General features: G+C 53.6%; 21 protein-coding genes. 11 read left to right on the top strand and 10 right to left on the bottom strand.

Annotation, left to right across the window (positions count from 1 at the left end; all coding sequences use genetic code 11):
- Positions 1-63 precede the first annotated feature (63 nt).
- The 5 genes from purC to ACKQAD_RS18935 form a co-directional block, all read right to left on the bottom strand.
- The gene (gene purC, locus ACKQAD_RS18955) at positions 64-777 is read right to left on the bottom strand and encodes a phosphoribosylaminoimidazolesuccinocarboxamide synthase (RefSeq protein ID WP_409161565.1); all 714 of its coding nucleotides are present in this window, start codon (positions 775-777) and stop codon (positions 64-66) included.
- A gap of 142 nt (positions 778-919) precedes the next feature.
- Positions 920-1,957, bottom strand: a complete 1,038-nt coding sequence (gene bamC / locus ACKQAD_RS18950; RefSeq protein WP_409161564.1) for an outer membrane protein assembly factor BamC — start codon at positions 1,955-1,957, stop codon at positions 920-922.
- Between the two features lie 16 nt (positions 1,958-1,973).
- Positions 1,974-2,852: a 4-hydroxy-tetrahydrodipicolinate synthase gene (gene dapA / locus ACKQAD_RS18945; protein ID WP_409161563.1), complete on the bottom strand. Its 879-nt coding sequence runs from the start codon at positions 2,850-2,852 to the stop codon at positions 1,974-1,976.
- Positions 2,853-3,066: 214 nt separating this feature from the next.
- Complete coding sequence (locus ACKQAD_RS18940) at positions 3,067-3,429, bottom strand: cupin domain-containing protein (RefSeq protein ID WP_409161562.1); 363 nt, start codon at positions 3,427-3,429, stop codon at positions 3,067-3,069.
- Between the two features lie 76 nt (positions 3,430-3,505).
- Entirely contained in the window at positions 3,506-4,318 is an 813-nt protein-coding gene (locus tag ACKQAD_RS18935; RefSeq protein ID WP_409161561.1) for an AraC family transcriptional regulator, read from the bottom strand.
- Positions 4,319-4,619: 301 nt separating this feature from the next.
- Between ACKQAD_RS18935 and ACKQAD_RS18930 the strand changes: the two genes are divergently transcribed.
- The 4 genes from ACKQAD_RS18930 (at position 4,620) to arsC (ending at position 7,747) form a co-directional block, all read left to right on the top strand.
- Positions 4,620-5,171 carry a glycine cleavage system transcriptional repressor gene (locus ACKQAD_RS18930; RefSeq protein WP_409161566.1) on the top strand — a complete coding sequence of 184 codons (552 nt, stop codon included), beginning with the start codon at positions 4,620-4,622 and terminating at the stop codon, positions 5,169-5,171.
- Between the two features lie 91 nt (positions 5,172-5,262).
- A complete protein-coding gene (gene bcp / locus ACKQAD_RS18925; RefSeq protein ID WP_409161560.1) occupies positions 5,263-5,730 on the top strand; it encodes a thioredoxin-dependent thiol peroxidase in 468 nt (155 codons plus the stop codon).
- Positions 5,731-5,897: 167 nt separating this feature from the next.
- Positions 5,898-7,361 carry a beta-barrel assembly-enhancing protease gene (gene bepA, locus ACKQAD_RS18920; RefSeq protein ID WP_409161559.1) on the top strand — a complete coding sequence of 488 codons (1,464 nt, stop codon included), beginning with the start codon at positions 5,898-5,900 and terminating at the stop codon, positions 7,359-7,361.
- 14 nt (positions 7,362-7,375) lie between these two features.
- Entirely contained in the window at positions 7,376-7,747 is a 372-nt protein-coding gene (arsC, locus tag ACKQAD_RS18915) for an arsenate reductase (glutaredoxin) (RefSeq protein WP_409161558.1), read from the top strand.
- Positions 7,748-7,764: 17 nt separating this feature from the next.
- Here arsC and hda read toward each other — a convergent pair whose 3' ends face one another.
- The 3 genes from hda to upp all read right to left on the bottom strand — a co-directional run bounded on the left by hda (position 7,765) and on the right by upp (position 10,702).
- On the bottom strand, positions 7,765-8,472 hold the full coding sequence (hda, locus tag ACKQAD_RS18910; RefSeq protein WP_409161557.1) for a DnaA inactivator Hda: 708 nt from the start codon (positions 8,470-8,472) through the stop codon (positions 7,765-7,767).
- A gap of 103 nt (positions 8,473-8,575) precedes the next feature.
- Positions 8,576-9,865, bottom strand: coding sequence for a uracil permease (uraA, locus tag ACKQAD_RS18905; RefSeq protein ID WP_409161556.1), 1,290 nt, complete (start codon positions 9,863-9,865; stop codon positions 8,576-8,578).
- 210 nt (positions 9,866-10,075) lie between these two features.
- The gene (gene upp, locus ACKQAD_RS18900) at positions 10,076-10,702 is read right to left on the bottom strand and encodes a uracil phosphoribosyltransferase (protein WP_409161555.1); all 627 of its coding nucleotides are present in this window, start codon (positions 10,700-10,702) and stop codon (positions 10,076-10,078) included.
- A 339-nt stretch (positions 10,703-11,041) separates the two neighbouring features.
- Between upp and purM the strand changes: the two genes are divergently transcribed.
- The 5 genes from purM to speG all read left to right on the top strand — a co-directional run bounded on the left by purM (position 11,042) and on the right by speG (position 16,963).
- A complete protein-coding gene (purM, locus tag ACKQAD_RS18895; RefSeq protein ID WP_409161554.1) occupies positions 11,042-12,079 on the top strand; it encodes a phosphoribosylformylglycinamidine cyclo-ligase in 1,038 nt (345 codons plus the stop codon).
- Positions 12,079-12,717, top strand: a complete 639-nt coding sequence (purN, locus tag ACKQAD_RS18890) for a phosphoribosylglycinamide formyltransferase (protein WP_409161553.1) — start codon at positions 12,079-12,081, stop codon at positions 12,715-12,717. Before purM ends, purN begins: the two co-directional genes overlap by 1 nt.
- 256 nt (positions 12,718-12,973) lie before the next feature.
- The gene (locus ACKQAD_RS18885; protein ID WP_409161552.1) at positions 12,974-14,080 is read left to right on the top strand and encodes an ABC transporter substrate-binding protein; all 1,107 of its coding nucleotides are present in this window, start codon (positions 12,974-12,976) and stop codon (positions 14,078-14,080) included.
- A complete protein-coding gene (locus ACKQAD_RS18880; RefSeq protein WP_409161551.1) occupies positions 14,073-16,220 on the top strand; it encodes a TonB-dependent siderophore receptor in 2,148 nt (715 codons plus the stop codon). Before ACKQAD_RS18885 ends, ACKQAD_RS18880 begins: the two co-directional genes overlap by 8 nt.
- A 167-nt stretch (positions 16,221-16,387) precedes the next feature.
- Complete coding sequence (gene speG, locus ACKQAD_RS18875) at positions 16,388-16,963, top strand: spermidine N1-acetyltransferase (RefSeq protein ID WP_409161550.1); 576 nt, start codon at positions 16,388-16,390, stop codon at positions 16,961-16,963.
- A 398-nt stretch (positions 16,964-17,361) separates the two neighbouring features.
- Here speG and ybbP read toward each other — a convergent pair whose 3' ends face one another.
- Both ybbP and ybbA read right to left on the bottom strand, forming a co-directional pair.
- A complete protein-coding gene (gene ybbP / locus ACKQAD_RS18870) occupies positions 17,362-19,791 on the bottom strand; it encodes a putative ABC transporter permease subunit YbbP (protein WP_409161549.1) in 2,430 nt (809 codons plus the stop codon).
- A complete protein-coding gene (gene ybbA / locus ACKQAD_RS18865; protein ID WP_409161548.1) occupies positions 19,788-20,519 on the bottom strand; it encodes a putative ABC transporter ATP-binding protein YbbA in 732 nt (243 codons plus the stop codon). The genes ybbP and ybbA overlap by 4 nt, the downstream gene beginning before the upstream one ends.
- On the opposite strand from ybbA, the gene tesA reads away from it, so the two are divergent.
- Both tesA and ACKQAD_RS18855 read left to right on the top strand, forming a co-directional pair.
- Positions 20,442-21,125, top strand: coding sequence for a multifunctional acyl-CoA thioesterase I/protease I/lysophospholipase L1 (gene tesA, locus ACKQAD_RS18860; RefSeq protein ID WP_409161547.1), 684 nt, complete (start codon positions 20,442-20,444; stop codon positions 21,123-21,125). The genes ybbA and tesA overlap by 78 nt on opposite strands.
- Positions 21,126-21,153: 28 nt before the next feature.
- A complete protein-coding gene (locus ACKQAD_RS18855) occupies positions 21,154-21,924 on the top strand; it encodes an SDR family oxidoreductase (RefSeq protein ID WP_409161546.1) in 771 nt (256 codons plus the stop codon).
- Positions 21,925-21,936 lie beyond the last annotated feature (12 nt).

The raw sequence follows: 21,936 nt of genomic DNA, 5'->3' as shown, positions 1-21,936 counted from the left end.
CTGAGCGACCACCTTTAATCGGATGGCAATTACACAGAATTATTTACAGGGTCGATTGCGCAGTTAGTCTAATTTTACACCGATACGGTGCGCAACTTCTTCATACGCTTCAATCAAACCACCGAGGCTCTGACGAAAACGGTCTTTATCCATTTTGTTCAGCGTTTCTTTGTCCCACAGGCGGCTACCATCTGGCGAGAACTCATCACCCAGCACGACTTCACCTTTGAACAGACCGAACTCCAGCTTGAAATCGACCAGAATCAGCCCGGCGTCGCCAAACAGTTTGCTCAGCACCTCGTTCGCCTTGTAGCTCAGCTCTTTCATGCGAGCCAGATTCTCTTCGTTCACCCAGCCGAACGTCTTGCAGTAAGATTCGTTCACCATTGGGTCATGCATCGCATCGTTTTTCAGGAACAGATCGAACAATGGCGGATTCAGCTCGATACCTTCTTCGATACCCAGACGTTTTACCAGCGACCCTGCCGCGCGGTTACGCACGACACACTCGACCGGCACCATATCTAGCTTCTTCACCAGCACTTCATTGTCAGACAACAGGCTCACCATTTGGGTTGGGACTCCGGCTTCTTCCAGTTTGCTCATGATGAAATGGTTGAACTTGTTATTCACCATTCCTTTACGGTCAAACTGCTCAATGCGCGCACCGTCTCCTGCTGATGTATCATTGCGGAACTCCAGCACCAGTAGATCGGGATCTTCGGTGGTGTAGACGGTTTTCGCCTTTCCACGATACAGCTCAGCTAGCTTTTGCATCTTTAATTACTCCACACTGTGAGGGTCACAAGTACGACCCGATATTTAACGCTTCCCCGAACGGTTGCCAATAGCACCCGTCAATTCGGGTAGAGATTGTTGAATGAAGAAGGGCCGGATAATCCGACCCTTGGTTTATGCGTTATTTACTGAACGCCGCCTGGAATACGGCTACCAGCGCATCGTTCTGAGACTGGGTTAGCGTATGCCCTTTGGAATCGATAAATTGCAGACTGCTGCGGTTATCTAAATCGCCGACCTGCAATTTGTAATCGCCGTTAGGCAATTCAGGATTTTTTGCGCCCAGGTCATCCCAGGTTCCGCTGCTCGGTGCACGATACGTCACAGAGACAGAGCCCTGCGGACGGCTGCGATCGTTAACCTTCATACCGATCTTGTCTAGCGCGGCAGGCAGACGATCCCACACCACCGTATACGGACCACGAATAACCAGCAGCGGCAGACCCGTGTCATCCGCCCCGCTCTGGACATCCAGCGACCCGATGGTGCGGTTTGCCAATGCGTTTTCACGCGCCGTTGCCTGAGAATCCAGACCGTTACTCAGCGCATTCAGCATCATACCTGTGTAGCGTTGAGCCTGATCGCTCGTTGCCACTGGCTGACCGTTCAACTGTAACCCCAGCAGTTTCACGATCAGGGCAACCTGATAACCCTGCTGCTGCACGGCGATCTGATAACGCCCTTGATATGGTACGTCCTCATCTTCACGCGGCCATGAAATCCAGTCGGTCGTCAGCGTTTGGCTGGCATCCTGACGGCTGGCAATGGTGAACGCTTTGTCTTGCAATACGCGGATAACCTGAGACCAGAGCTGGCTGTTTTGCGCGCTGTTTTCTAACAACAGCGTTGCCGTATCTCCTGAGATCTGGGTGCGGGAACCATTCAACAAAGCCAATGGCTGCACGGGAGGACGAATATCCAGCTCCTTGCCGACCGCGCCATTCAGGGTAACCGGCGGTATATCATAATCCCCGTTCTGCACCGGTAAAATCATCCCGGCTGGCGTATTCAGCGCGTGCTGCGCCGGTGCCTTCAGATAGGATTCATCGCCACTCACCTGACGCTTATAGCGCTGATCGGTGGAACAAGCCGCGAGCAACATCATGAGTGACAGACCAACGACTTTCGCCACCATCGACTTTTGTAATGAATAACTCATTAAATCTCCCTAACGATTACAGCAAACCCGCTTGCTTAAGTGCTTGCCCTATCACCGTACGACCAGCATCGGTCAGCGGTGTCATCGGCAGGCGCAGCGTATCGGTCGCCATGAGTCCCAATTCCTTACAGGCCCACTTCACCGGAATAGGATTGGGTTCAACAAATAATTTCTGATGCAGTGGCATCAGGCGCTGATTTAAACGGCGCGCTTCGACAAAATTACCCTGCGCCGCCAGCTTGCAAAGTTCCGCCATTTCACGCGCGGCAATGTTCGCCGTTACGGAAATCACACCTTTACCGCCGAGTTGCATAAAATCCAGACCGCTGGCGTCATCGCCGCTTAGCAAAATGAAGTCTTCACTAACCAGCTCTTGGATCTGGCTTACCCGACTTAAGTTCCCCGTTGCTTCTTTAATTGCGACAATATTTTTCACTTCGGACAAGCGGGCAACCGTTTCTGGCAGCATGTCGCAACCTGTACGGGAAGGTACGTTATACAGGATTTGCGGCAGATCGGTATGCTCGGCAATCGCTTTGAAGTGCTGGTACAGGCCTTCCTGCGTCGGTTTATTGTAGTACGGCGTGACCGTGAGACAGCCAACAACCCCGGTACCGTGAAAACGTTCAGTCAGTGAAACGCCTTCCGCGGTCGCGTTAGCACCGGTGCCAGCAATGACAGGAATACGTCCGTCGCTCAGCTCCAGCGTCAGCATCACGACATCGCCATGTTCGTCATGGCTCAGCGTGGCGGATTCACCCGTCGTGCCGACAGAGACAATCGCCGATGTACCGCTAGCGACATGATAATCAATCAGTTTTTTCAAGCTCGCCCGATCGACGGCGCCTTTGGCGTCCATCGGCGTAACCAGCGCAACAATACTTCCCGTAAACATTGGCCATCCCCTCCACAAACAAGTACTTCATGGTACTTTTGACTTCTATGCAAAAGCAAGCGGACAAGGGCGTTGTCGGTGCCTGACGCAGGTTTTTTTATGACGCAGTAAACGAAATTAAAAATGCTTCTGACGTTTTGGTACAAAAGCAGCCCGTTTACTGCGCCTGATTCGTCACTGGCAGGACGTTTTACGTTGTTTTTTACTCAGCCGATCAAATCCAAACATCATTTTCAGCCGTCCGCTCGCCGTCTTCATGACCGGTATTCAGCACGCCTTTCGGTTCAATGAGCAGCAGTTTAACTTCACGTTCCGCATAAGGCTTATGTTCGACGCCGTGCGGGACAACGTACATTTCTCCGGCATTGATGCGCACATCACCGTCACGAAAATCGATTCTCAGTTGGCCTTCCAGCACGATGAACGTTTCGTCCGTTTCGGGATGGGAGTGCCAGATGAAATCTCCCTGAATTTTGACGATTTTAAACTGATAGTCATTCATCTCAGCGATCACTTTCGGCTGCCAACGATCGTCGAATAACGCTAACTTTTGGGCAAAATTAATGGATTTATACATCTCGTCTCTCCTTATGATGACGCCCTCAGGCTAGCTAAGCAGAGAACCGGTTGTATTGAACGATTGTGCAAGCAGACTAAGACGCGCTGAACATGCGCTGCCAGTGGCCTGGTGAAAGGCCAAATGCCTTCACGAAATGGCGCGTCATATGGCTTTGGTCTGCGAACCCTGCCCGAGCGGCAATATCGGCGAGGTTATCACCAGCCAGCATAAGCCGCCGACAGTGTTCGAGACGGCGCATGGTGACGTAGCGGTACGGCGTCGTGCCGAAGAGTGCGCGGAAATCACGCGTCAGGCTCCAGCGGTCCCGCCCGCTCACCTGCGCCAGTTCATCAAGCGTAATGGTCTTATCAAAGGCATCATGAATATATTCACGCGCCCGCTCAGCAGCGTGATAGTCAAACAAACGCCGCTGATACCGTAGTCCTCCTACGACCGACAGCGCCTGCGCCAGATCGTAGAGCACATCATCTTCTTCCAACTCATCGAACGCCTCCTCCATTGCTCTGAGCAACGGTTCGGTTGCCGCAAACAGGCGTGGATCGTTGGATATGCCGCCGTTAACGAAGGGCAAGGGTTTGCCACCGAGTATTTTTTGAATCAGCGCGGGCTCAACATAAATCATGCGGTACTGAAAGCCATCAACAGAACCGGCCTCACCATCATGGATCTCATCCGGATGAAGCACCAGCGTTCCCCCAGGCACGCTGTTACACAGGCTGCCACGATAGTGAAAACGCTGCACGCCGGATAGCGTCCGCCCTACCGCATAGGTATCGTGCCGATGCGGGTCGTAGCCATGTCCCCGGAAGAAAGCCTCAATTCGTTCGAACGAGGCAGGATGCTGGGCCTGTTTTACCCAATCGTTATTCGCATGATGGCGTTGCATGATGAAAGGTGCTTTGTCTCTGGTTACCAATGCGTACCTTAGCGCGGAATCCCCACAATAACGAAATATTGTCTGTGCCGCCGCAAGCGGCGTTAAAAATTGCTCCAGGTTTTTTACGTCGGGCTATCCCTGCCCGCCGCCCTTCGGGCCGCCGCAAGCGGCGTTAAAAATTGCTCCAGGTTTTTTACGTCGGGCTATCCCTGCCCGCCGCCCTTCGGGCCGCCGCAAGCGGCGTTAAAAATTGCTCCAGGCAATTTTTTATGTTTACCATGTGATTAATGGGAAAAAGACAGGAAGCATGATGTTGCCAAGCTCACAAGAATACTATCTGGTTATTACCGCTCTGGGAGTTGATCGCCCCGGTATTGTCAACGCGATTACCCGCCACGTCAGTAGCTGTGGTTGCAATATCGAAGATAGCCGTCTTGCTATGCTGGGCAAAGAGTTCACCTTCATTATGCTGCTGTCCGGTAGCTGGAACGCGATAACGCTGATCGAATCAACCCTACCGCTGAAAGGCGCGGAGATGGATTTGCTGCTCGTGATGAAGCGCACGGAGTCACAGGCTAGCCAGCCGACGCCCTCTATCGTCTGGGTGAAGGTTGACGTTGCCGATTCCCCTCACATCATCGAGCGTTTCACCGATTTGTTTGATTCTCATCAGTTAAACATTGCAGAGCTGGTTTCAAAAACGCAGCCCGCCGAGGGAGGCAAACCGCCGCAGTTGTATATTCAGATTGCCGCACACAGTTCTACCCCGTTGGATAACTCAATTATTGAGCCAGTCTTTCATCAGCTATGTACAGAATTGAACGCACAAGGCAGTATTAGCGTCGTTAACTATGCCCAGTAATATTTGTGCCCAATAGCATAACGCTGCCATTATTATTGCAAATGGCATGGGTATATCCACAGCATGAAGAGAAACAAGACGGAGAGTCGTGATGAACACACTGAAAGCCGGTGATACTGCACCGAAATTTAGCTTGCCCGACCAAGATGGCGAACAAGTAAATTTAACCGACTTCCAGGGACAGAAAGTGTTGGTGTATTTCTACCCTAAAGCGATGACCCCAGGATGCACCGTTCAAGCCTGCGGTCTGCGCGACAACATGGACGATCTGAAAAAATACGGCGTTGAAGTTCTCGGTATCAGCACGGACAAATCAGAAAAACTGTCCCGCTTCGTCGAGAAAGAAGTCTTAAATTTCACGCTGCTTTCTGATGAAGATCATCAGGTTTCAGAAGGATTTGGGGTTTGGGGAGAAAAAACGTTCATGGGGAAAACCTATGACGGTATTCATCGCATCAGTTTCCTGATCGATGAAAACGGCAAGGTAGAGAAGGTTTTTGATGACTTCAAAACCAGCAACCACCACGACATCGTTCTTGATTACCTGAAAAACGCTTGATTCACGGTTTTCACTTCCTTCACCGGCACCGTCACACGTGCCGGTTTTCCCTGTTATTCTCTCTTCACCACGTTTTTCCCGCTCGGGCATTTCTTTGTCTGCCATCGCTGGATAAGATAGTTGGCAGAATGCTTTCACGTTAGCTGTTGATAAGGTTATCTTCCGTTATGTTTATTCGGTTAAGAAAAACGGTCACGTCTGTCCTGCTCGGGGCGTTACTGGCTGGCAACCAGCTTCCTGCTCAGGCCGACACGCAGGATCGGCTTCCGGATATCGGCACCACCGCGGGCGGCACGCTCAGTATCAATCAGGAACTGGCAATGGGGGATTTTTACGTCCGCCAATTGCGTGCCGGTACGCCGCTTATCAACGATCCGCTGCTGTCCAATTACATTAATCAGCTCGGTAACAGATTGGTCAAACAGGCCGATTCGGTGCGCACACCGTTCCATTTTTACCTGATCCGTAATGACGACATTAACGCCTTTGCCTTTTTTGGCGGCAACGTAGTACTGCATTCCGCGCTGTTCCGCTATGCCGATAGCGAAAGCGAACTGGCCTCCGTACTAGCACATGAAATCTCTCACGTTACCCAGCGCCATCTGGCACGCAGTATGGAATCACAGCAGCGCAGCGCCCCACTCACCTGGGTTGGCGCATTGGGTTCCATTCTGCTGGCAATGGCGAATCCACAATTAGGCATGGCAGCACTCAGTGGTACGATGGCTGGCGCACAGCAAGGGATGATTACCTTTACGCAGTCCAACGAACAAGAGGCTGACCGCATCGGTATTCAGGTATTGCAGCGCGCGGGGTTCGATCCGCAGGCTATGCCGAATTTCCTGCAAAAACTGGCCGATCAATCGCGTTATGCCTCCAAACCACCGGAAATGTTGCTCACTCATCCCTTGCCGGAAAGCCGCTTGTCCGACGCCCGCAATCGTGCCAACCAGATGCGTTCAACGCCGGTGCAATCTTCTCAGGATTTCCTGTTCGCGAAAATACGTACCTTTGGCATGTATGGCTCACCGGATCGCCCGCTTAACAACGATCTGCTGGAGCAATGGGAAAAAGGCAACGTGCGGGAGCAGTTGGCTGCGAAGTACGGTCGTGCGATTCAGTTTTATCAGGCAAAGAAGTACGATGAGGCACGTAATGTGCTGCAACCGCTGCTAAGCAACGCGCCTGAAAACCCGTGGTTTCTGGATATGATGACCGATATCGATCTGGGACAAAACCGTGCGGCACAGGCTATCCTCCGCTTACAAAACGCCTCTGGCGCGCAGGCTAATCCGGTGCTTCAGCTTAATCTGGCGAATGCTTATGTAGAAGGAAAACAGCCTGCGGCGGCCAGCAAAATACTGTATCGCTATACCTATGCGCACCCTGACGATTCAAACGGCTGGGATCTGTTGGCGCAAGCCGCAGCAGCACAAGGGCAGCGGTCGGAAGAACTGGCCGCGCGAGCAGAGAATCTGGCACTCAACGGCCAGCTCGATCAAGCGATTCGGCTACTGAGCAACGCGAGCTCACTGGTTAAATTGGGGAGTCTGGAGCAGGCACGTTACGACGCCCGTATCGACCAGCTTCGTCAGTTACAACAGCGTTTCCGCCAGTACCAGAAATCCTGATAAGGAGCATGACAATGACACCGTCTTCAACCCACACATCCGTGACGATTTACCACAACCCGCGCTGCTCCAAAAGCCGTGAAACGCTGGCGCTGTTGCAGGAACACCATATCACGCCCGACATCGTGTTCTATCTCGACACGCCGCCCGATGCCGTGACGCTGGCGCAGCTCATCCGGCAGTTAGGCTTTAACAGCGCACGCGAGTTGATGAGAACCAAAGAAGAGATTTATCAGCAGTTGGGGCTGTCCGACGCCACGCTGACGGAAGCACGGCTGATTCAGGCGATGATCGATAATCCGAAGCTCATCGAGCGCCCCATTGTCGTGACACGCGGTCAGGCACGTATCGGCCGTCCACCGGAGCAGGTGCTGGAGATTCTGTAGCCAAAGGCGATCGTCAACTACAGTCCGAGGATCTCTTTTACAAAAGGAATGGTCAGCTTGCGCTGTGCAGTGATGGAAGCATGGTCGAGCTGATCGAGCGTCATAAATAACGTTCGTATTTCCCGATCCAGACGCTTAAGCAGAAAACGGCTCACGTCCTCCGGCAATTCGAACCCACGCAGTCTGGCACGCAACTGTAGCGCTTCCCCTTTCTCATCATCCGACAACGGCTGTAGCTTGTAGATTTGTCCCCATTCAAGGCGAGAAGCCAGATCGGGCAGACGTAAATTCAGTTGGCGCGGAGGACGATCGCCGGTAATGAACAGCCGGGCACGCCCTGTTTCCTGAATGCGGTTATACAGATTAAACACCGCCATTTCCCACTCTTCATCACCCGCGATAGATTCGATGTTATCGATACACACCAGCGCCAGTTGCTCCATGCCTTCCAGCACGTCCGGCACAAAGTAGGCGCGTTTATCTAACGGCACGTAGCCCACCGCGCGTTCCTGACGCGACAATTCAGCGCAGGCAGCATGCAGCAGATGGCTGCGCCCGCCCCCTTCGCGTGACCAGAAATAGATGTAGCTGCCATGCTCCTGATGCAAAGCATTATTAATGGCGGCAAGAAGAGACGCGTTTTCACCCGGATAGAAACTGGCAAAGGTTTCGTCATCAGGTAAGTAGAGTGGCAATGAAAGCTGTGCCGGCGTGTTCAGAATCACCTCAAGCAAAACGGGCAGAAAATCGGGGCGAGTTTATCACAGAAACCGCCCCCTGTTGAGGACGCAATATGCATGGCCTCAACAGGGGGGGGGAATGACGCGGTTACGAACGCGCGTCGTTCTCTTCCGGTGCATCGAGGATCTCTTCCTCTTTGCGGAACACACTGATGACCTTAAACACCAGGCTCATCCCGATACCGACAACGGTCGCCAGCGCCATGCCTTTCAGCTCAGTCGCGCCCAGATGCACTTTCGCACCGCTGACGCCGATGATCAGAATCACGGAGGTCAGGATCAGGTTTTGCGCTTTGTTGTAATCCACTTTGGATTCGATCAGCACGCGAATACCGGAAGCCCCAATCACACCGTACAGCAGCAGCGATACGCCGCCCATGACCGGAACGGGTACAGCCTGAATCGCCGCAGCCAGTTTGCCCACGCAGGAGAGCAGGATCGCGAGGATTGCCGCACCGCCGATAACCCAGGTACTGTACACTTTGGTAATCGCCAGCACGCCGATGTTTTCGCCGTAGGTTGTATTCGGCGTGGAGCCAAAGAAGCCGGACAGCACGGTAGACATGCCGTTAGCGAACATGGAACGGTGTAGACCTGGTTCACGCATCAGGTCTTTCTTCACAATATTCGCCGTTACCACCAGGTGACCGACATGCTCAGCAATCACCACCAGTGCCGCAGGCAGAATCGCCAGAATGGCAAACCACTCAAAGCGTGGCGTATAGAATGTCGGCATCGCGAACCAGTGCGCTTCACGAATCGGGGTCAAATCCACCACGCCCAGCGCAAACGACAGCGCATAACCTGCCAGTACCCCGATCAGAATCGGAATGATCGCCAGAAAACCGCGAAATAGCACAGAACCCAAAATGGTGATCGCCAGCGTCGCCAGTGAAATCGTCACGGCCGTGGAGTCGACAGAGGCACCATCAGCAGGCAACAGTCCGGCCATTCCAGCCGCCACGCCAGCCAGTTCAAGGCCGATAACCGCGACGATCGCGCCCATCGCCGCAGGCGGAAACAGCACATTCAGCCAGCCAGTGCCCGCTTTCTTAACAATCAGGGCCACCAGACAGAACAGCACACCGCACATAATGAAGCCCCCCAGAGCGACTTCATATCCCAGCGGTAATAGCAGTAAAACCGGGGAAATGAACGCGAAGCTCGATCCCAGATACGCCGGGATTTTTCCCTTACAAATGAATAAATAAAGCAGGGTACCCACGCCGTTGAATAACAGTACGGTTGCCGGATTGATCTTGAACAAAATGGGTACCAGAACGGTAGCGCCAAACATCGCAAACAGATGCTGGAAACTCAACGGGATGGTTTGTAACAAGGGCGGTCGTTCACTTACCCCGATGGCGCGACGAGTCATCTTCAATATCCTCTGTAGTGTTGCTATTTATGTGTGCAGGTATACCCGCAATGGCTGCCAGACTTATACCGCCCCACCGCAGTGAAGCAGGAGAATGTTGGCTACTGATGTAATAAAGCACCGCGTGTGACGTCATGCAGGCTGTGGCGAACCATAGGAAATACTTAGGTTCATACCAAAAAAAAGCCGACTAATAAGTCGGCTTACCTGTTATTTCGTACCAAATATTTTATCGCCCGCATCGCCCAGGCCCGGCATGATGTAACCCTGCTCGTTGAGGCCTTTATCGATAGATGCCGTGTAAAGCTCAACATCTGGGTGGGCTTTTTCCAGTGCGGCAATCCCTTCCGGCGCCGCGACCAACACCAGCACCTTAATGCTGTGACAGCCCGCTTTTTTCAGCAGATCGATCGTCGCGATCATTGAACCGCCGGTCGCCAGCATGGGGTCAACCACCAGCGCCATGCGCTCTTCAATATTGGACACCAGCTTCTGGAAATAAGGAACAGGCTCCAGCGTTTCTTCATCACGGTAGATGCCGACAACGCTGATACGTGCGCTAGGGACATTTTCCAGCACGCCTTCCATCATTCCCAACCCTGCACGCAGAATCGGTACGACGGTAATTTTTTTGCCTTTGATCTGATCGACTTCAACCGGACCGCACCAACCATCAATGGTGACCTTCTCAGTGACCAGATCGGCAGTTGCTTCATAAGTCAGCAAACTTCCCACTTCGGAAGCCAGCTCACGAAAACGCTTCGTGCTAATATCGTTCTCACGCATCAAACCCAGTTTGTGTTTGACGAGTGGGTGTTTCACCTCGACGATCTTCATCTTTATCTCCCCATCGGCTAGTGGACGGACAAAAACGCCATGCGCGTTTTTAAACACCGCTTGCGGCGGCCCGCAGGGCGGCGGGCACGAGAGCCCGTCGTAAAAAAATCGCGGGATTATACCGCCTTTTTTGCTTAGCGCCATACGATTAAGCCTGATCCAGATCAACCGAGAAAAGAAATTGTCGCCGTTAATGAAAAATCGCCAGCCGATGACTCATCACTCGCAAACGATTGCCTACACTGTTAGAATTAGCGCGCACTATTTTTACCACAGTATGTTTTCCAAATAATACCGTGTTTTCTGAATACGACCCGTAACCTTCGTGGGGACTCAGCAGTGACCGACAAAACCTCTCTCAGCTATAAAGACGCAGGCGTGGATATCGATGCAGGTAATGCATTGGTGGACCGTATCAAAGGTGTAGTGAAACAGACTCGTCGCCCGGAAGTTATGGGTGGATTGGGTGGTTTCGGTGCCTTGTGCGCCTTACCGCAAAAATACCGCGAACCGATTCTGGTTTCCGGCACTGACGGAGTCGGCACCAAACTGCGCCTGGCGATGGACCTGAAGCGCCACGATACCATCGGCATCGATCTGGTTGCGATGTGCGTGAACGATCTGGTGGTTCAGGGCGCAGAGCCGCTGTTCTTCCTCGACTATTACGCCACAGGCAAACTGGATGTCGATACTGCTGCCAGCGTCATTACTGGTATCGCGGATGGCTGTAAGCAGTCAGGTTGTGCGCTTGTCGGTGGCGAAACCGCCGAAATGCCGGGCATGTACCACGGTGAAGACTACGACGTGGCTGGCTTCTGCGTCGGTGTTGTCGAAAAATCAGAAATCATTGACGGCAGCAAAGTTCAGAACGGCGATGTTCTGGTCGCTCTCGCGTCCAGCGGCCCGCACTCAAACGGCTATTCTCTGGTACGCAAAGTGCTTGAAGTCAGCAAAACCAATCCAGAGCAGTTCGAGCTGGAAGGTAAACCGCTGGCCGACCACCTGCTGGCACCGACCAAAATCTACGTGAAATCCATCCTTTCTCTGATTGAGAAAGTAGACGTTCATGCGATTTCTCACCTGACCGGCGGCGGCTTCTGGGAAAATATCCCACGCGTTCTGCCAGAAGGTATGCAGGCAACTATCGACGAATCCAGCTGGCAATGGCCTGCGGTTTTCAACTGGCTGCAACAGGCTGGGAATGTCAGCCGCCATGAAATGTATCGTACTTTTAACTGCGGTGTTGGTATGATCATCGCACTGCCAGCCGAACAGGCAGACGAGGCCGTTGCATTACTCAACAGCAGCGGCGAAAACGCATGGAAAATCGGCGTCATTACTCAAACCGATGCCGGAGACGCAGTGGTTATTAACTGATGAAAAACATCGTTGTGCTGTTTTCAGGTCATGGAAGCAACTTGCAGGCGTTAATTGACGCCTGTAAGAATGGACGCCTTAAGGGAAAGATCGCCGCCGTATTCAGTAATAATGCGGAGGCATACGGGCTGGAACGCGCGCAAAATGCTGCTATTCCTACGTGTGTTCTAAACCCTGAAGATTTTGCCGACCGCGCTGCGTTTGATGCCGCACTGGCAAACGACATTGAGCAATATGAACCGGCGCTGGTAGTTCTGGCAGGCTACATGCGGATTCTTAGCCCAGAATTTGTTGCTCAGTTTGCGGGTAAAATGCTGAACATTCACCCTTCTCTGCTGCCTAAATATCCTGGCCTGCACACACACCGCAAGGCGCTGGAAAATGGCGATCGAGAACACGGGACTTCCGTACATTTTGTCACCGATGAACTGGATGGCGGCCCACTGATTCTGCAAGCGAAAGTGCCGGTATTTAGTGACGACACTGAAGAAAGCCTGAGCGAGCGCGTGAAAACGCACGAGCACACGATTTATCCGATGGTCATTAACTGGTTCCTGAATGGCAGACTGGTGATGCGGGATAATGAAGCCTGGCTGGACAGCGTGCGTATTCCACCACAAGGCTACGCTGCCGAGTAATTCAGCCTGCGCCTCATCTTAGTAAGGCTCTTCTTTGGAGCCTTACTTTCTCCGTCGTTCTGCGCGGCCTTTCCAACGCGCCTCTTCAGACACTTTCGCTACGCTTTAAATATTTACTAATCTTGACGAAAAATATCACTAACATTCAGATAAAAAAGAACATTTCTATCAACTGGGATTAGACGCACTTTTCATCGGTTGAAAACGAAAATGACAATGACTATCTTTCCCCATCCTAAATTTTGTGAACTCCATCATGCGTACTGCCTTACTGCTTTGCCTGCTTTTTCTCAGCCCACTTTTGCAGGCAAAAACCGTCACTGATATTTTGGGCCGACAGGTGGAGATCCCAGACAGCCCACAGCGCATCATTCTGGGCGAGAGCCGCATGCTGTATACGCTGGCGCTACTTCAGCCTGATAACCCAGCAAAGCGTGTCGTCGGCTGGCCGGGCGATATGGCACGCTATGATGCGCAAAGCTGGTCACGCTATATCGAAAAATTCCCACAGCTTAACCAGATCCCACAGTTAGGTAACGGCAGCCTGCAAGCGATGAACGTAGAGATGCTGCTGCCGCTAAAACCCGATCTGGTCATTCTTCCCAGACTGGCAAAAAACCCGACCAATGAAGATCTCCTGCAACAGACGCTGACACGTGCAGGGATCCCTTTTATTTATATCGATCTGCGTATCGACCTGCTTAACAACACGTTGCCCAGCATTCGTCTGCTCGGTGAGGTGCTGAACCAACCCCAGCGCGCAAACGCTTTCAGCGATTTCTATCAGCAACATATGGATGTGATTCGCCAACGCATCGCGCAATACCACGGCAAGAAACCGACGGTTATGTTGCATCTGCATCTGGGCAGACGTGACACCTGCTGTACTACGGCAGTCGGCGGCAGCCTTGGCGATCTGCTGACTTTCGCTGGCGGCGAGAATATTGCTAGCGGCACTATCAACAGCGTCTACGGCGAACTGAGCCCGGAGCGCGTGCTGGCCGCCAACCCCGATGTTTACATCGCCACCGGAATGGCTGGGCCTGAGGGCAAGCGCTTCTCCAGTCTGATGCTCGGACCGCGGGTTAGCGCGGCACAGGCGCAAGAGAGCTTCGACACGCTCATTCGTCAGGAACCTATTTTGTCTCACCTGCGAGCCGTACAAACCGGTCGTGCCTGGAGCATGTGGCACAACTTCTATCTCAGCCCGTACCACGTCGTGATGGTTGAGATGTTTGCCAAGGCGCTTTACCCCGATCGGTTTGCCGATATCGATCCGCAACTAACGCTACAACAGCTCTATCAACAGTTTTTACCTATTGAATTTTCAGGGATTTATTGGAGTCAAATTTCGAATGAGTAAGCTTGTTATAAGAAAGAATACGTTCCGTCACGGCTGGCCGCTGCTGGCGCTGCTGCCGTTTAGCATTCAGGCAGCTATTGTTGATAACAAAACTGTTGATAGCAAAGAAGACACCATGGTGGTGAATGCCACCACGGGTGCTCAGGCAGGAAAAGAGACCGGCTATCAGCCGCATAAAACCGTGACTGGCACCCGCACTGAAAGCCGCCTGCTGGATGTCCCACAGGCGGTTAACGTTGTCCCCACGCAGGTGCTTGAAGATCGTGCGGTACGCAACATTGATGAGGCGCTGTATAACGTCAGCGGTATTACACAGTCAAATACGCTGGGAGGCACACAAGATGCCATCATCAAACGCGGTTTCGGTGATAACCGTGACGGTTCGATCTTTCGTGACGGCGTGCGCTCCATTCAGGCACGTAACTTTACGCCCAGCAGCGAGCGCGTCGAAGTGCTGAAAGGCCCAGCCTCTATGCTCTACGGCATGGGCGAACCCGGCGGCGTGATCAACATCGTCAGTAAAAAACCTGAACTTGTACAGAAAACGCACATTGAAGGCTGGGGAAGCAGCTTCAAGGGCGGCGGCGGACAGCTGGATGTCACTGGCCCGCTAGGCACGTCTGGCTTGGCTTATCGCATGGTGGTCGATCATGATGAAACCGACTACTGGCGCAACTTCGGGCGCAACCGCCAGACGACCATCGCGCCCTCACTCATGTGGTACGGCGAAGACACCACGGTGCGCGTGGCCTACGAACATATGGAATACCTGACGCCTTTCGATCGCGGCACCATTATCGATACGAAGACGGGCAAACCGGTTAATACGCCGCGCGATCGTCGCTTTGATGAAAGTTACAATGCGACACGCGGCGATCAGGACAGCATCACCATGCAGGTTGACCGTAACCTGAATGACCGTTGGAAAAGCAGCCTGACCTACTCGTACAACCGCAACCGCTATAGCGATAATCAGGCGCGGGCCATGAGCTATGACGCCGATAGCGGAATACTCACCCGTCGAGCCGACGCTACCGCTTACGCGCATTCTCAGTCGCAGATCGTGCAATTGACCGCCAATGGCGATGTAGACTGGGGACGTATCAATCATCAGTTATTGTTTGGCTTTGATTACGAAGCGGATAGAACATTCCGTGGTGATATGATCCGTGGGACAAATACGACCTTCAATATCTATAACCCTGTTTATGGTCAGTTAGCCGCCTCCACACGCGTCATCGCCTCAGACAGCGACCAGCACGAAAATATCGACAGTACCGCATTCTTTATGCAGGACAGCATTCGTCTTAACGATCGTTGGCAATTGCTGGGTGGTCTACGTTATGACACCTTCGATGTGATGGCGGGTAAAGGGCGTCCGTTTGTCACGCGAACGGATAGCACCTACAGCCGCGCCGTACCGCGTGCAGGTATCATCTACAGCCTGACGTCCTACTCGTCGCTCTATGTCAGCTACAGTGAATCATTTAAACCGAACTCCTCTATCGCAACGCAAATCGGCTCGCTACCGCCAGAACTAGGGCGTTCTTACGAACTCGGTGCCAAATGGGATCTGCCCAACCGTATTACGGGTAACATAGCCTTGTTCGATATTGAAAAACAAAACGTGATGGTCGATGAACTCATAAATGGCCAGACGGTAACGCGCACGGCAGGCTCCGTACGTTCACAAGGCGTGGAATTGGATTTGGCGGGCAACCTCACAGATTCACTAAGCCTAATCGGTTCTTATGCCTATACCGATGCTCGCGTCACAGCCGATCCTGAAAACACCGGTAAGCGTATGCCTAACGCCGCGCGTCATACTGCTTCGCTGTTCCTGACGCAGGACTTTGGCAATATTGGACTGGCAGCCGGTGACGATCTGCGCGCGGGTGCAGGTGCTCGCTACGTCAGCCGCCGCGCGGGTGATGCAGCAAACACCTTCTATTTGGATGACTACACTGTCGCCGATGCCTTTGTCGCCTATAGCCTGCCGCTCAACGGCTACAAGGTGAAATGGCAGCTCAACGTGAAGAATCTGTTTGATCAAACCTATTACCCATCCAGCGGTAACAACCTACGTGTTGCCATCGGCGAACCGCGTCAAGTGGTGCTGCGCGCCAGCGTCGATTTCTGATGAACTTTCGCCCCGTATCGCATCGATACGGGGCATCTTGCTATTCGCCATTCCATATTGGGAGTTCAGCACCCGCCTCCCCACCGCTATACTAGCGGTGGCATATTCATGCCAGCGTGACGCCGGCAATGCCGTTTCACGTATCTCTTATCTATTAAGGATTCACTATGTCCGGTACGAGCAATTCCGTTCGGCTACGACCGCTGGAGCGGGACGATCTCACTTTTGTTCATCAGTTGGATAACAATGCCAGCGTGATGCGTTATTGGTTTGAAGAACCTTACGAGGCCTTTGTCGAACTCAGCGATCTGTACGACAAGCATATTCATGACCAAAGCGAGCGGCGCTTCATTATTGAACATGAGCAAACCAAGGTTGGTCTGGTTGAGCTGGTGGAAATTAACCATATCCACCGTCGCGCGGAATTTCAGATCATCATCGATCCCGCCTATCAAGGCAAAGGCTACGCCAGCGCGGCGGCCAAGCTGGCGATGGATTACGGCTTCTCGGTATTAAACCTGTACAAGCTGTATTTGATTGTGGATAAGGAAAACAAGAAAGCGATCCACATCTACAGCAAGCTGGGGTTTGAGGTAGAAGGCGAGTTGATCCACGAGTTTTTCATCAACGGTGAATACCGCAATACCATCCGCATGTGTATTTTCCAGCATCAATATCTGGCGAAGCACAAAACCGTGACGGGAACCGGCGGCGAAGCACCGGGAAGTTCTATCAGCCAATAAGCTAGAAAGGCCAGCATCGCTGGCCTCAAGCGATTTACGTCCTCTTTCACTCGTCTCTTAAGCTCGTTTTATGTAGGCTTGGAGACGGTTTCGTGCGCAACAATACCGCTATTCTTATGCTACCGCGTAGCACGCGCCCGACGCAGGGCGCTCAGTCGCCGCCGCCCTGCGAACCCAGGCTTTCCGGCTAAATTATGTCGCTGCGCGATGCCTTCGTCGTTATCAGGCTTAACGGACCGCTTGCGACACGCTCCCAGCGTGGCGCAAGCTTTCGCCGCGTCCATGCGGCTCATCCTAATCCTGCTATCTCCTCAGCATAATTTTTTACGCCGGATGATGCTAAAAACCATCGTGTCATCGCGTTTATGTATAAGAGATTAACGCACGGTAAATAAATTTTACCCCGCGAATTGCCGGAACAATGCTTTACCGCGCAAGAGTCGTAGCCCCAGCCAGCCGCCGCAGAGCGACAGGAGGAACGCCGCGATTAACGGAAGCGTTATCCACATCGTGACATTCGGTTCCCAGGCGAAGTTGAAGACCTTACGCTGCAACAGCCACAGCGCCGATTCTGCGCCAATCGCCGCCGCCGTTCCCGCCACCAAGCCCAGCACCGCAAACTCACACCACAGCGTGGTACGCAGTAGGCGCAACCCGGCTCCCAGCGTCCGGTATACCATCAATTCCTGACGTCGCTGACGCATCCCAACCTGAATTTGTGCCAGCAACAGCAGTACGCCGCAGAACAGTACCAGAATGACCATAATCTCCAGCGCGCGACTTACCTGCTGCAAGACCTGCCCAACCTGACGCAGAATACTGCCGATATCCAGCACGCTCACCGTCGGGAACTGGCGATTCAGCTGTGTGATCATCTTCTCATCGCCATCGTAGCGGAAGCTGGTCAGCCAGGACTGCGGCTGGTTATCCAATGCGCCTGCTGGGAAAATAAAGAAGAAATTCGGACGCAGGCTTTCCCAATCTACCTGACGGAAGCTGGTCACCGTCGCGCTAAATGGCTGTGTGTCGCCGGTAAAGGTCAGCGTATCGCCAATCTTAATACCCATCTCTTTGGCTTCTTTTGCTTCCATCGAGACTTCGCCCGCCTTCGGCGCGTCGCCTTCCACCAGTACGTTGTGCAGTGGAATCCCGTTCATCCAGGTCAGGTTCAGTTCACGGTTCACCGTGTTGCCGCCCGGATCGTCCTCGTGGATCACTTCCGTCGCAATTTGCTGATTAATTTCCGTCAGGCGAGCACGAATGATTGGGAAGAATTGCTCCGGCGTCACATTATGTTGAGAGAGGAAATCTTCTACCTGTGGCACCTGTTCCTTCGTGATATTCAGCAGGAAATAGTTCGGGCTGCCCGGCGGCAATTGCTGCTGCCAGCGCTCCAGCAAATCACCGCGCATCACCAGCAGCAATGCCAACAGCATGAACGACAGCGAAAACGCGGCCAACTGACTAAGCGTCGACCACGGCTGGCGTAGCAAACGGTTAATGGCCAGACGCAGTGCCAGCCGTTTAACCGTCAGGCGCCGTAACAGCAGCAAACCGCCCCAACCGATGACACCCAGCAACAGCGACAGCACAGCCATACCGCCGAGTAGCGCCCAGAGCAGTACACCGCCACCGGACAACACGGCCAGCAGCCCAACGACAATAATCAGGACGATCGGCAGGTAATAACGCAGCGGCCACACGTTCGCCACCACATCCTGACGCAATACACGCAGTGGCTGTGTCGCCAACAGCAATCGATACGGACGCAACCCAACCAGCATCGAAATCAGCACCAACGATCCCAGCGCCCATGCCCACGGCCACAGCCCGGAGGCAGGCAGCGTGGCAGGCAGCACCGGTGCCAGCATTTTCATCAACAGTGCTTCAAACCCTAAGCCAAGCACGCTGCCGCAAACCGCCGCTAGCCCGAGTACAGAAAGCCACTGGCCGATGATTAATCGCCTCAGCGCCTGCTTGCCAGCTCCCAGCGTTTTCAATATGGCGACCAAGTCATAGCGGCTGCGACAATAGTGCCCCATTGCCACCGCCACCGCGGCGATAGACAACAGCAACGTCAGCAGCGCCGACAGCAACAGGAACTGCTGCGACCGCTTTAACGACTGACTCAGCGCACCTTCGGAATCTTCCATACCATACCAGCGCTGATCGGGCTTGAGCTGGGGCTTGATGGCGTTGCCGAATTCACTAATCTGCTTTTCATTGCCGGAAAACATGTAGCGCCAGGTAATGCGACCACCCGGCTGAATCGCCCCGGTTTTCTCGACATCATCCAGATTCATCAGAATACGCGGTGCGGTCTCAAACGGATTGAAGCCGGCATCCGGTTCCTGGATCAGTTCTCCACTGATGCGCAGCGAAGTATCGCCAACGTCCAGCATGTCGCCGACTTTCAGCCCAAGCAGTGCCAGCAGGCGTGGGGCCACCAGCACCGTTCCCGCTTCAGCATGTAGCCCCTCAGGCCGCGTCTGCAAATTGCCATACAGCGGGTAGCGCTGGTCAGTGGCTTTAACCTGTGCCAACTGCGGCGTATCACCCGCGAACGTCATGGTCATGAAGGAAATTTGTCGGCTGAGCGTCAGCCCGCGCTGCTGAGCGTCCTGAAGCCAGGCTTCCGCCACCGGCCGCGAGGCACGTAGCACGCGGTCGCCCGCCAGAAAATCACGACTCTGCTGGCTGAGCCCTTTTTCCATGCGGTCGCTGATGGTGCCCAGCGCCAGCACACAGGCCACCGCCAACGTTAACGCCAGCCAGACAATCAGTAAGGAAGGAGAGCGCCATTCGCGCCAGAACCACCGCCAGCTCATGCGTCCTCCCGCAGCTTGCCATCGACTAACCGCAGACGCCGCTCGCAGCGTGCCGCCAGTTGTTCATCGTGCGTCACCAGAATCAGCGTGGTGGCATAGTCGCGATTGAGAGAAAATAGCAGATCAACGATGCGTTCACCCGTTTTACGATCCAGATTGCCGGTGGGTTCATCGGCAAACAACACGTTAGGGCGACCGCTGAACGCCCGCGCCAATGCCACACGCTGCTGTTCCCCGCCGGAAAGCTGAGCGGGAAGATGATGCAAGCGCTCACCCAGCCCGAGCTGTTGTAAAAGCTGTTCAGCCTGCCCACGGCTGTGGCTGTCGCTTTCACCACGCAGCAACGCGGGTAATTGCACGTTCTCCAACGCATTCAGCGTCGGCACCAGCATGAAAGACTGGAAAACAAAACCCACATGCTGAGCACGCAGCGCCGCACGGCCTTCTTCATCCAGCGCGTTCAGCGATTTGCCCATCAGGCTCACCTCGCCTTCGGTACCATCATCCAGACCGGCCAGAATCCCCAGTAAGGTGGATTTACCCGAGCCGGATTCCCCAATCAACGCAATTGTCTGCGCAGGTTTGACAATAAGCTCAACTCCGGTAAGGATGGAAAGCCGATTTTCTCCCTGACCAACGTGCTTACTAAGATGATGAACTTCAAGAATGTTTTCTACGTGCGTAGTTTTGCTTGGCGTAGCACTCGCTGGGCTGGTCTTCGCAAACATGTTTTCGTCCTTTTGCTTCTGGGATTATGCAGCGTACGCGCTTTCGCCGCTGACACATTATTAATTCTGGGCGATAGCCTCAGTGCGGGCTATCAGATGCCGATCGCTAACGCGTGGCCAACGCTCTTGAACACGCAGTGGCAGACGCAGAAAAAAGGCGTCGCGGTGGTTAACGCCAGCATTAGCGGAGACACCACCGCACAAGCGCTAGCGCGTCTTCCTGCTCTGCTGAAACAGCATCAGCCGCGTTGGGTGTTGATTGAACTGGGCGGCAATGACGGGCTTCGGGGATTTCCAGCCCCCAACATTGAGCAAGATCTGACGAAAATCATCACGCTGGTCAAACAGGCTAACGCCCAGCCGCTGCTCATGCAGATCCGTTTGCCGACCAACTATGGCCGTCGCTACACCGAATCCTTCAGCGCTATCTACCCCAAATTGGCGGAGCAGTTTGCGCTTCCGCTGCTGCCTTTCTTTATGGAGCAGGTGTATCTTAAACCGGAGTGGATGATGGAAGATGGCATCCATCCAACCCGAGATGCCCAACCGTTTATCGCAGAATGGATGGCGAAGCAGTTGGAACCCTTAGTTAACCATGAGTCTTAATAAATAGGCTTTTGAATTAGGTAAAGTTATGCAAAAAACGGTCTTCATTACGGGTTGCTCCAGCGGTATTGGCCTGATTGCCGCTCAGGATCTGCAAAAACGCGGCTACCGTGTGATTGCGTCCTGCCGCCGCGCAGAGGATGTCGCTCGTCTGACTGAACTGGGTCTGGAAGCGATCACGCTCGATCTGGATGACAGCGCCAGCGTCGAACAGGCCGCTGCGGAGGTGATCAGACTGACCGATAATCGCCTGTACGGTTTGTTTAACAACGCTGGATATGGCCTGTATGGTCCGTTGAATACCATTTCGCGCCAGCAGCTTGAACAGCAGTTTTCCAGCAACCTGTTCGGCACGCATCAGCTCACGCAGCTGTTATTGCCCGCGATGCTGCCGCATGGTGAAGGCCGCATCATCCAGACCAGTTCCGTGCTGGGGCTCGTTTCTACACCGGGTCGTGGTGCGTATGCCGCCAGTAAATATGCGCTGGAAGCCTGGTCAGATGCGTTGCGTATGGAGCTTCATGGCAGCGGCCTGCATGTTAGCCTGATCGAGCCCGGCCCGATCAGTACTCGCTTTACCAGCAACGTCGCACAGACGCAGACAGACAAACCGGTAACCAACCCCGGCATCGCTAAGCGTTTCACGCTGCCACCGGAAGCGATATTGCCGAAGCTCCATCATGCGCTGGAAAGTTCACGGCCAAAATTACGCTATCCCGTCACGCTGGTGGCCCACGCCTTAACCTGGCTACGCCGCCTGTTACCGGGATATCTTCTGGATAAGGTATTACGAGGATAAAACCTCAGAAGG

The organism is Pectobacterium artocarpous (assembly GCF_046159765.1).
Classification (GTDB): domain Bacteria; phylum Pseudomonadota; class Gammaproteobacteria; order Enterobacterales; family Enterobacteriaceae; genus Pectobacterium.
The sequence above is the reverse complement of the archived record's forward strand: the minus strand, read 5'-3'. Positions and strand labels throughout refer to the sequence as shown.

Bases quoted from the DNA above. Each gene is read 5' to 3' on its own strand.
- ACKQAD_RS18935 (WP_409161561.1), bottom strand. From the start codon at position 4,318: ATGCAACGCCATCATGCGAATAACGATTGGGTAAAACAGGCCCAGCAT.
- dapA (WP_409161563.1), bottom strand. From the start codon at position 2,852: ATGTTTACGGGAAGTATTGTTGCGCTGGTTACGCCGATGGACGCCAAA.
- ACKQAD_RS18885 (WP_409161552.1), top strand. From the start codon at position 12,974: ATGCGTACTGCCTTACTGCTTTGCCTGCTTTTTCTCAGCCCACTTTTG.
- bamC (WP_409161564.1), bottom strand. From the start codon at position 1,957: ATGAGTTATTCATTACAAAAGTCGATGGTGGCGAAAGTCGTTGGTCTG.
- ybbP (WP_409161549.1), bottom strand. From the start codon at position 19,791: ATGAGCTGGCGGTGGTTCTGGCGCGAATGGCGCTCTCCTTCCTTACTG.
- ybbA (WP_409161548.1), bottom strand. From the start codon at position 20,519: ATGTTTGCGAAGACCAGCCCAGCGAGTGCTACGCCAAGCAAAACTACG.
- bcp (WP_409161560.1), top strand. From the start codon at position 5,263: ATGAACACACTGAAAGCCGGTGATACTGCACCGAAATTTAGCTTGCCC.
- tesA (WP_409161547.1), top strand. From the start codon at position 20,442: ATGATGAACTTCAAGAATGTTTTCTACGTGCGTAGTTTTGCTTGGCGT.
- speG (WP_409161550.1), top strand. From the start codon at position 16,388: ATGTCCGGTACGAGCAATTCCGTTCGGCTACGACCGCTGGAGCGGGAC.
- purC (WP_409161565.1), bottom strand. From the start codon at position 777: ATGCAAAAGCTAGCTGAGCTGTATCGTGGAAAGGCGAAAACCGTCTAC.
- uraA (WP_409161556.1), bottom strand. From the start codon at position 9,865: ATGACTCGTCGCGCCATCGGGGTAAGTGAACGACCGCCCTTGTTACAA.
- bepA (WP_409161559.1), top strand. From the start codon at position 5,898: ATGTTTATTCGGTTAAGAAAAACGGTCACGTCTGTCCTGCTCGGGGCG.
- arsC (WP_409161558.1), top strand. From the start codon at position 7,376: ATGACACCGTCTTCAACCCACACATCCGTGACGATTTACCACAACCCG.
- purN (WP_409161553.1), top strand. From the start codon at position 12,079: ATGAAAAACATCGTTGTGCTGTTTTCAGGTCATGGAAGCAACTTGCAG.
- ACKQAD_RS18880 (WP_409161551.1), top strand. From the start codon at position 14,073: ATGAGTAAGCTTGTTATAAGAAAGAATACGTTCCGTCACGGCTGGCCG.
- ACKQAD_RS18855 (WP_409161546.1), top strand. From the start codon at position 21,154: ATGCAAAAAACGGTCTTCATTACGGGTTGCTCCAGCGGTATTGGCCTG.
- upp (WP_409161555.1), bottom strand. From the start codon at position 10,702: ATGAAGATCGTCGAGGTGAAACACCCACTCGTCAAACACAAACTGGGT.
- ACKQAD_RS18930 (WP_409161566.1), top strand. From the start codon at position 4,620: ATGTTGCCAAGCTCACAAGAATACTATCTGGTTATTACCGCTCTGGGA.
- ACKQAD_RS18940 (WP_409161562.1), bottom strand. From the start codon at position 3,429: ATGTATAAATCCATTAATTTTGCCCAAAAGTTAGCGTTATTCGACGAT.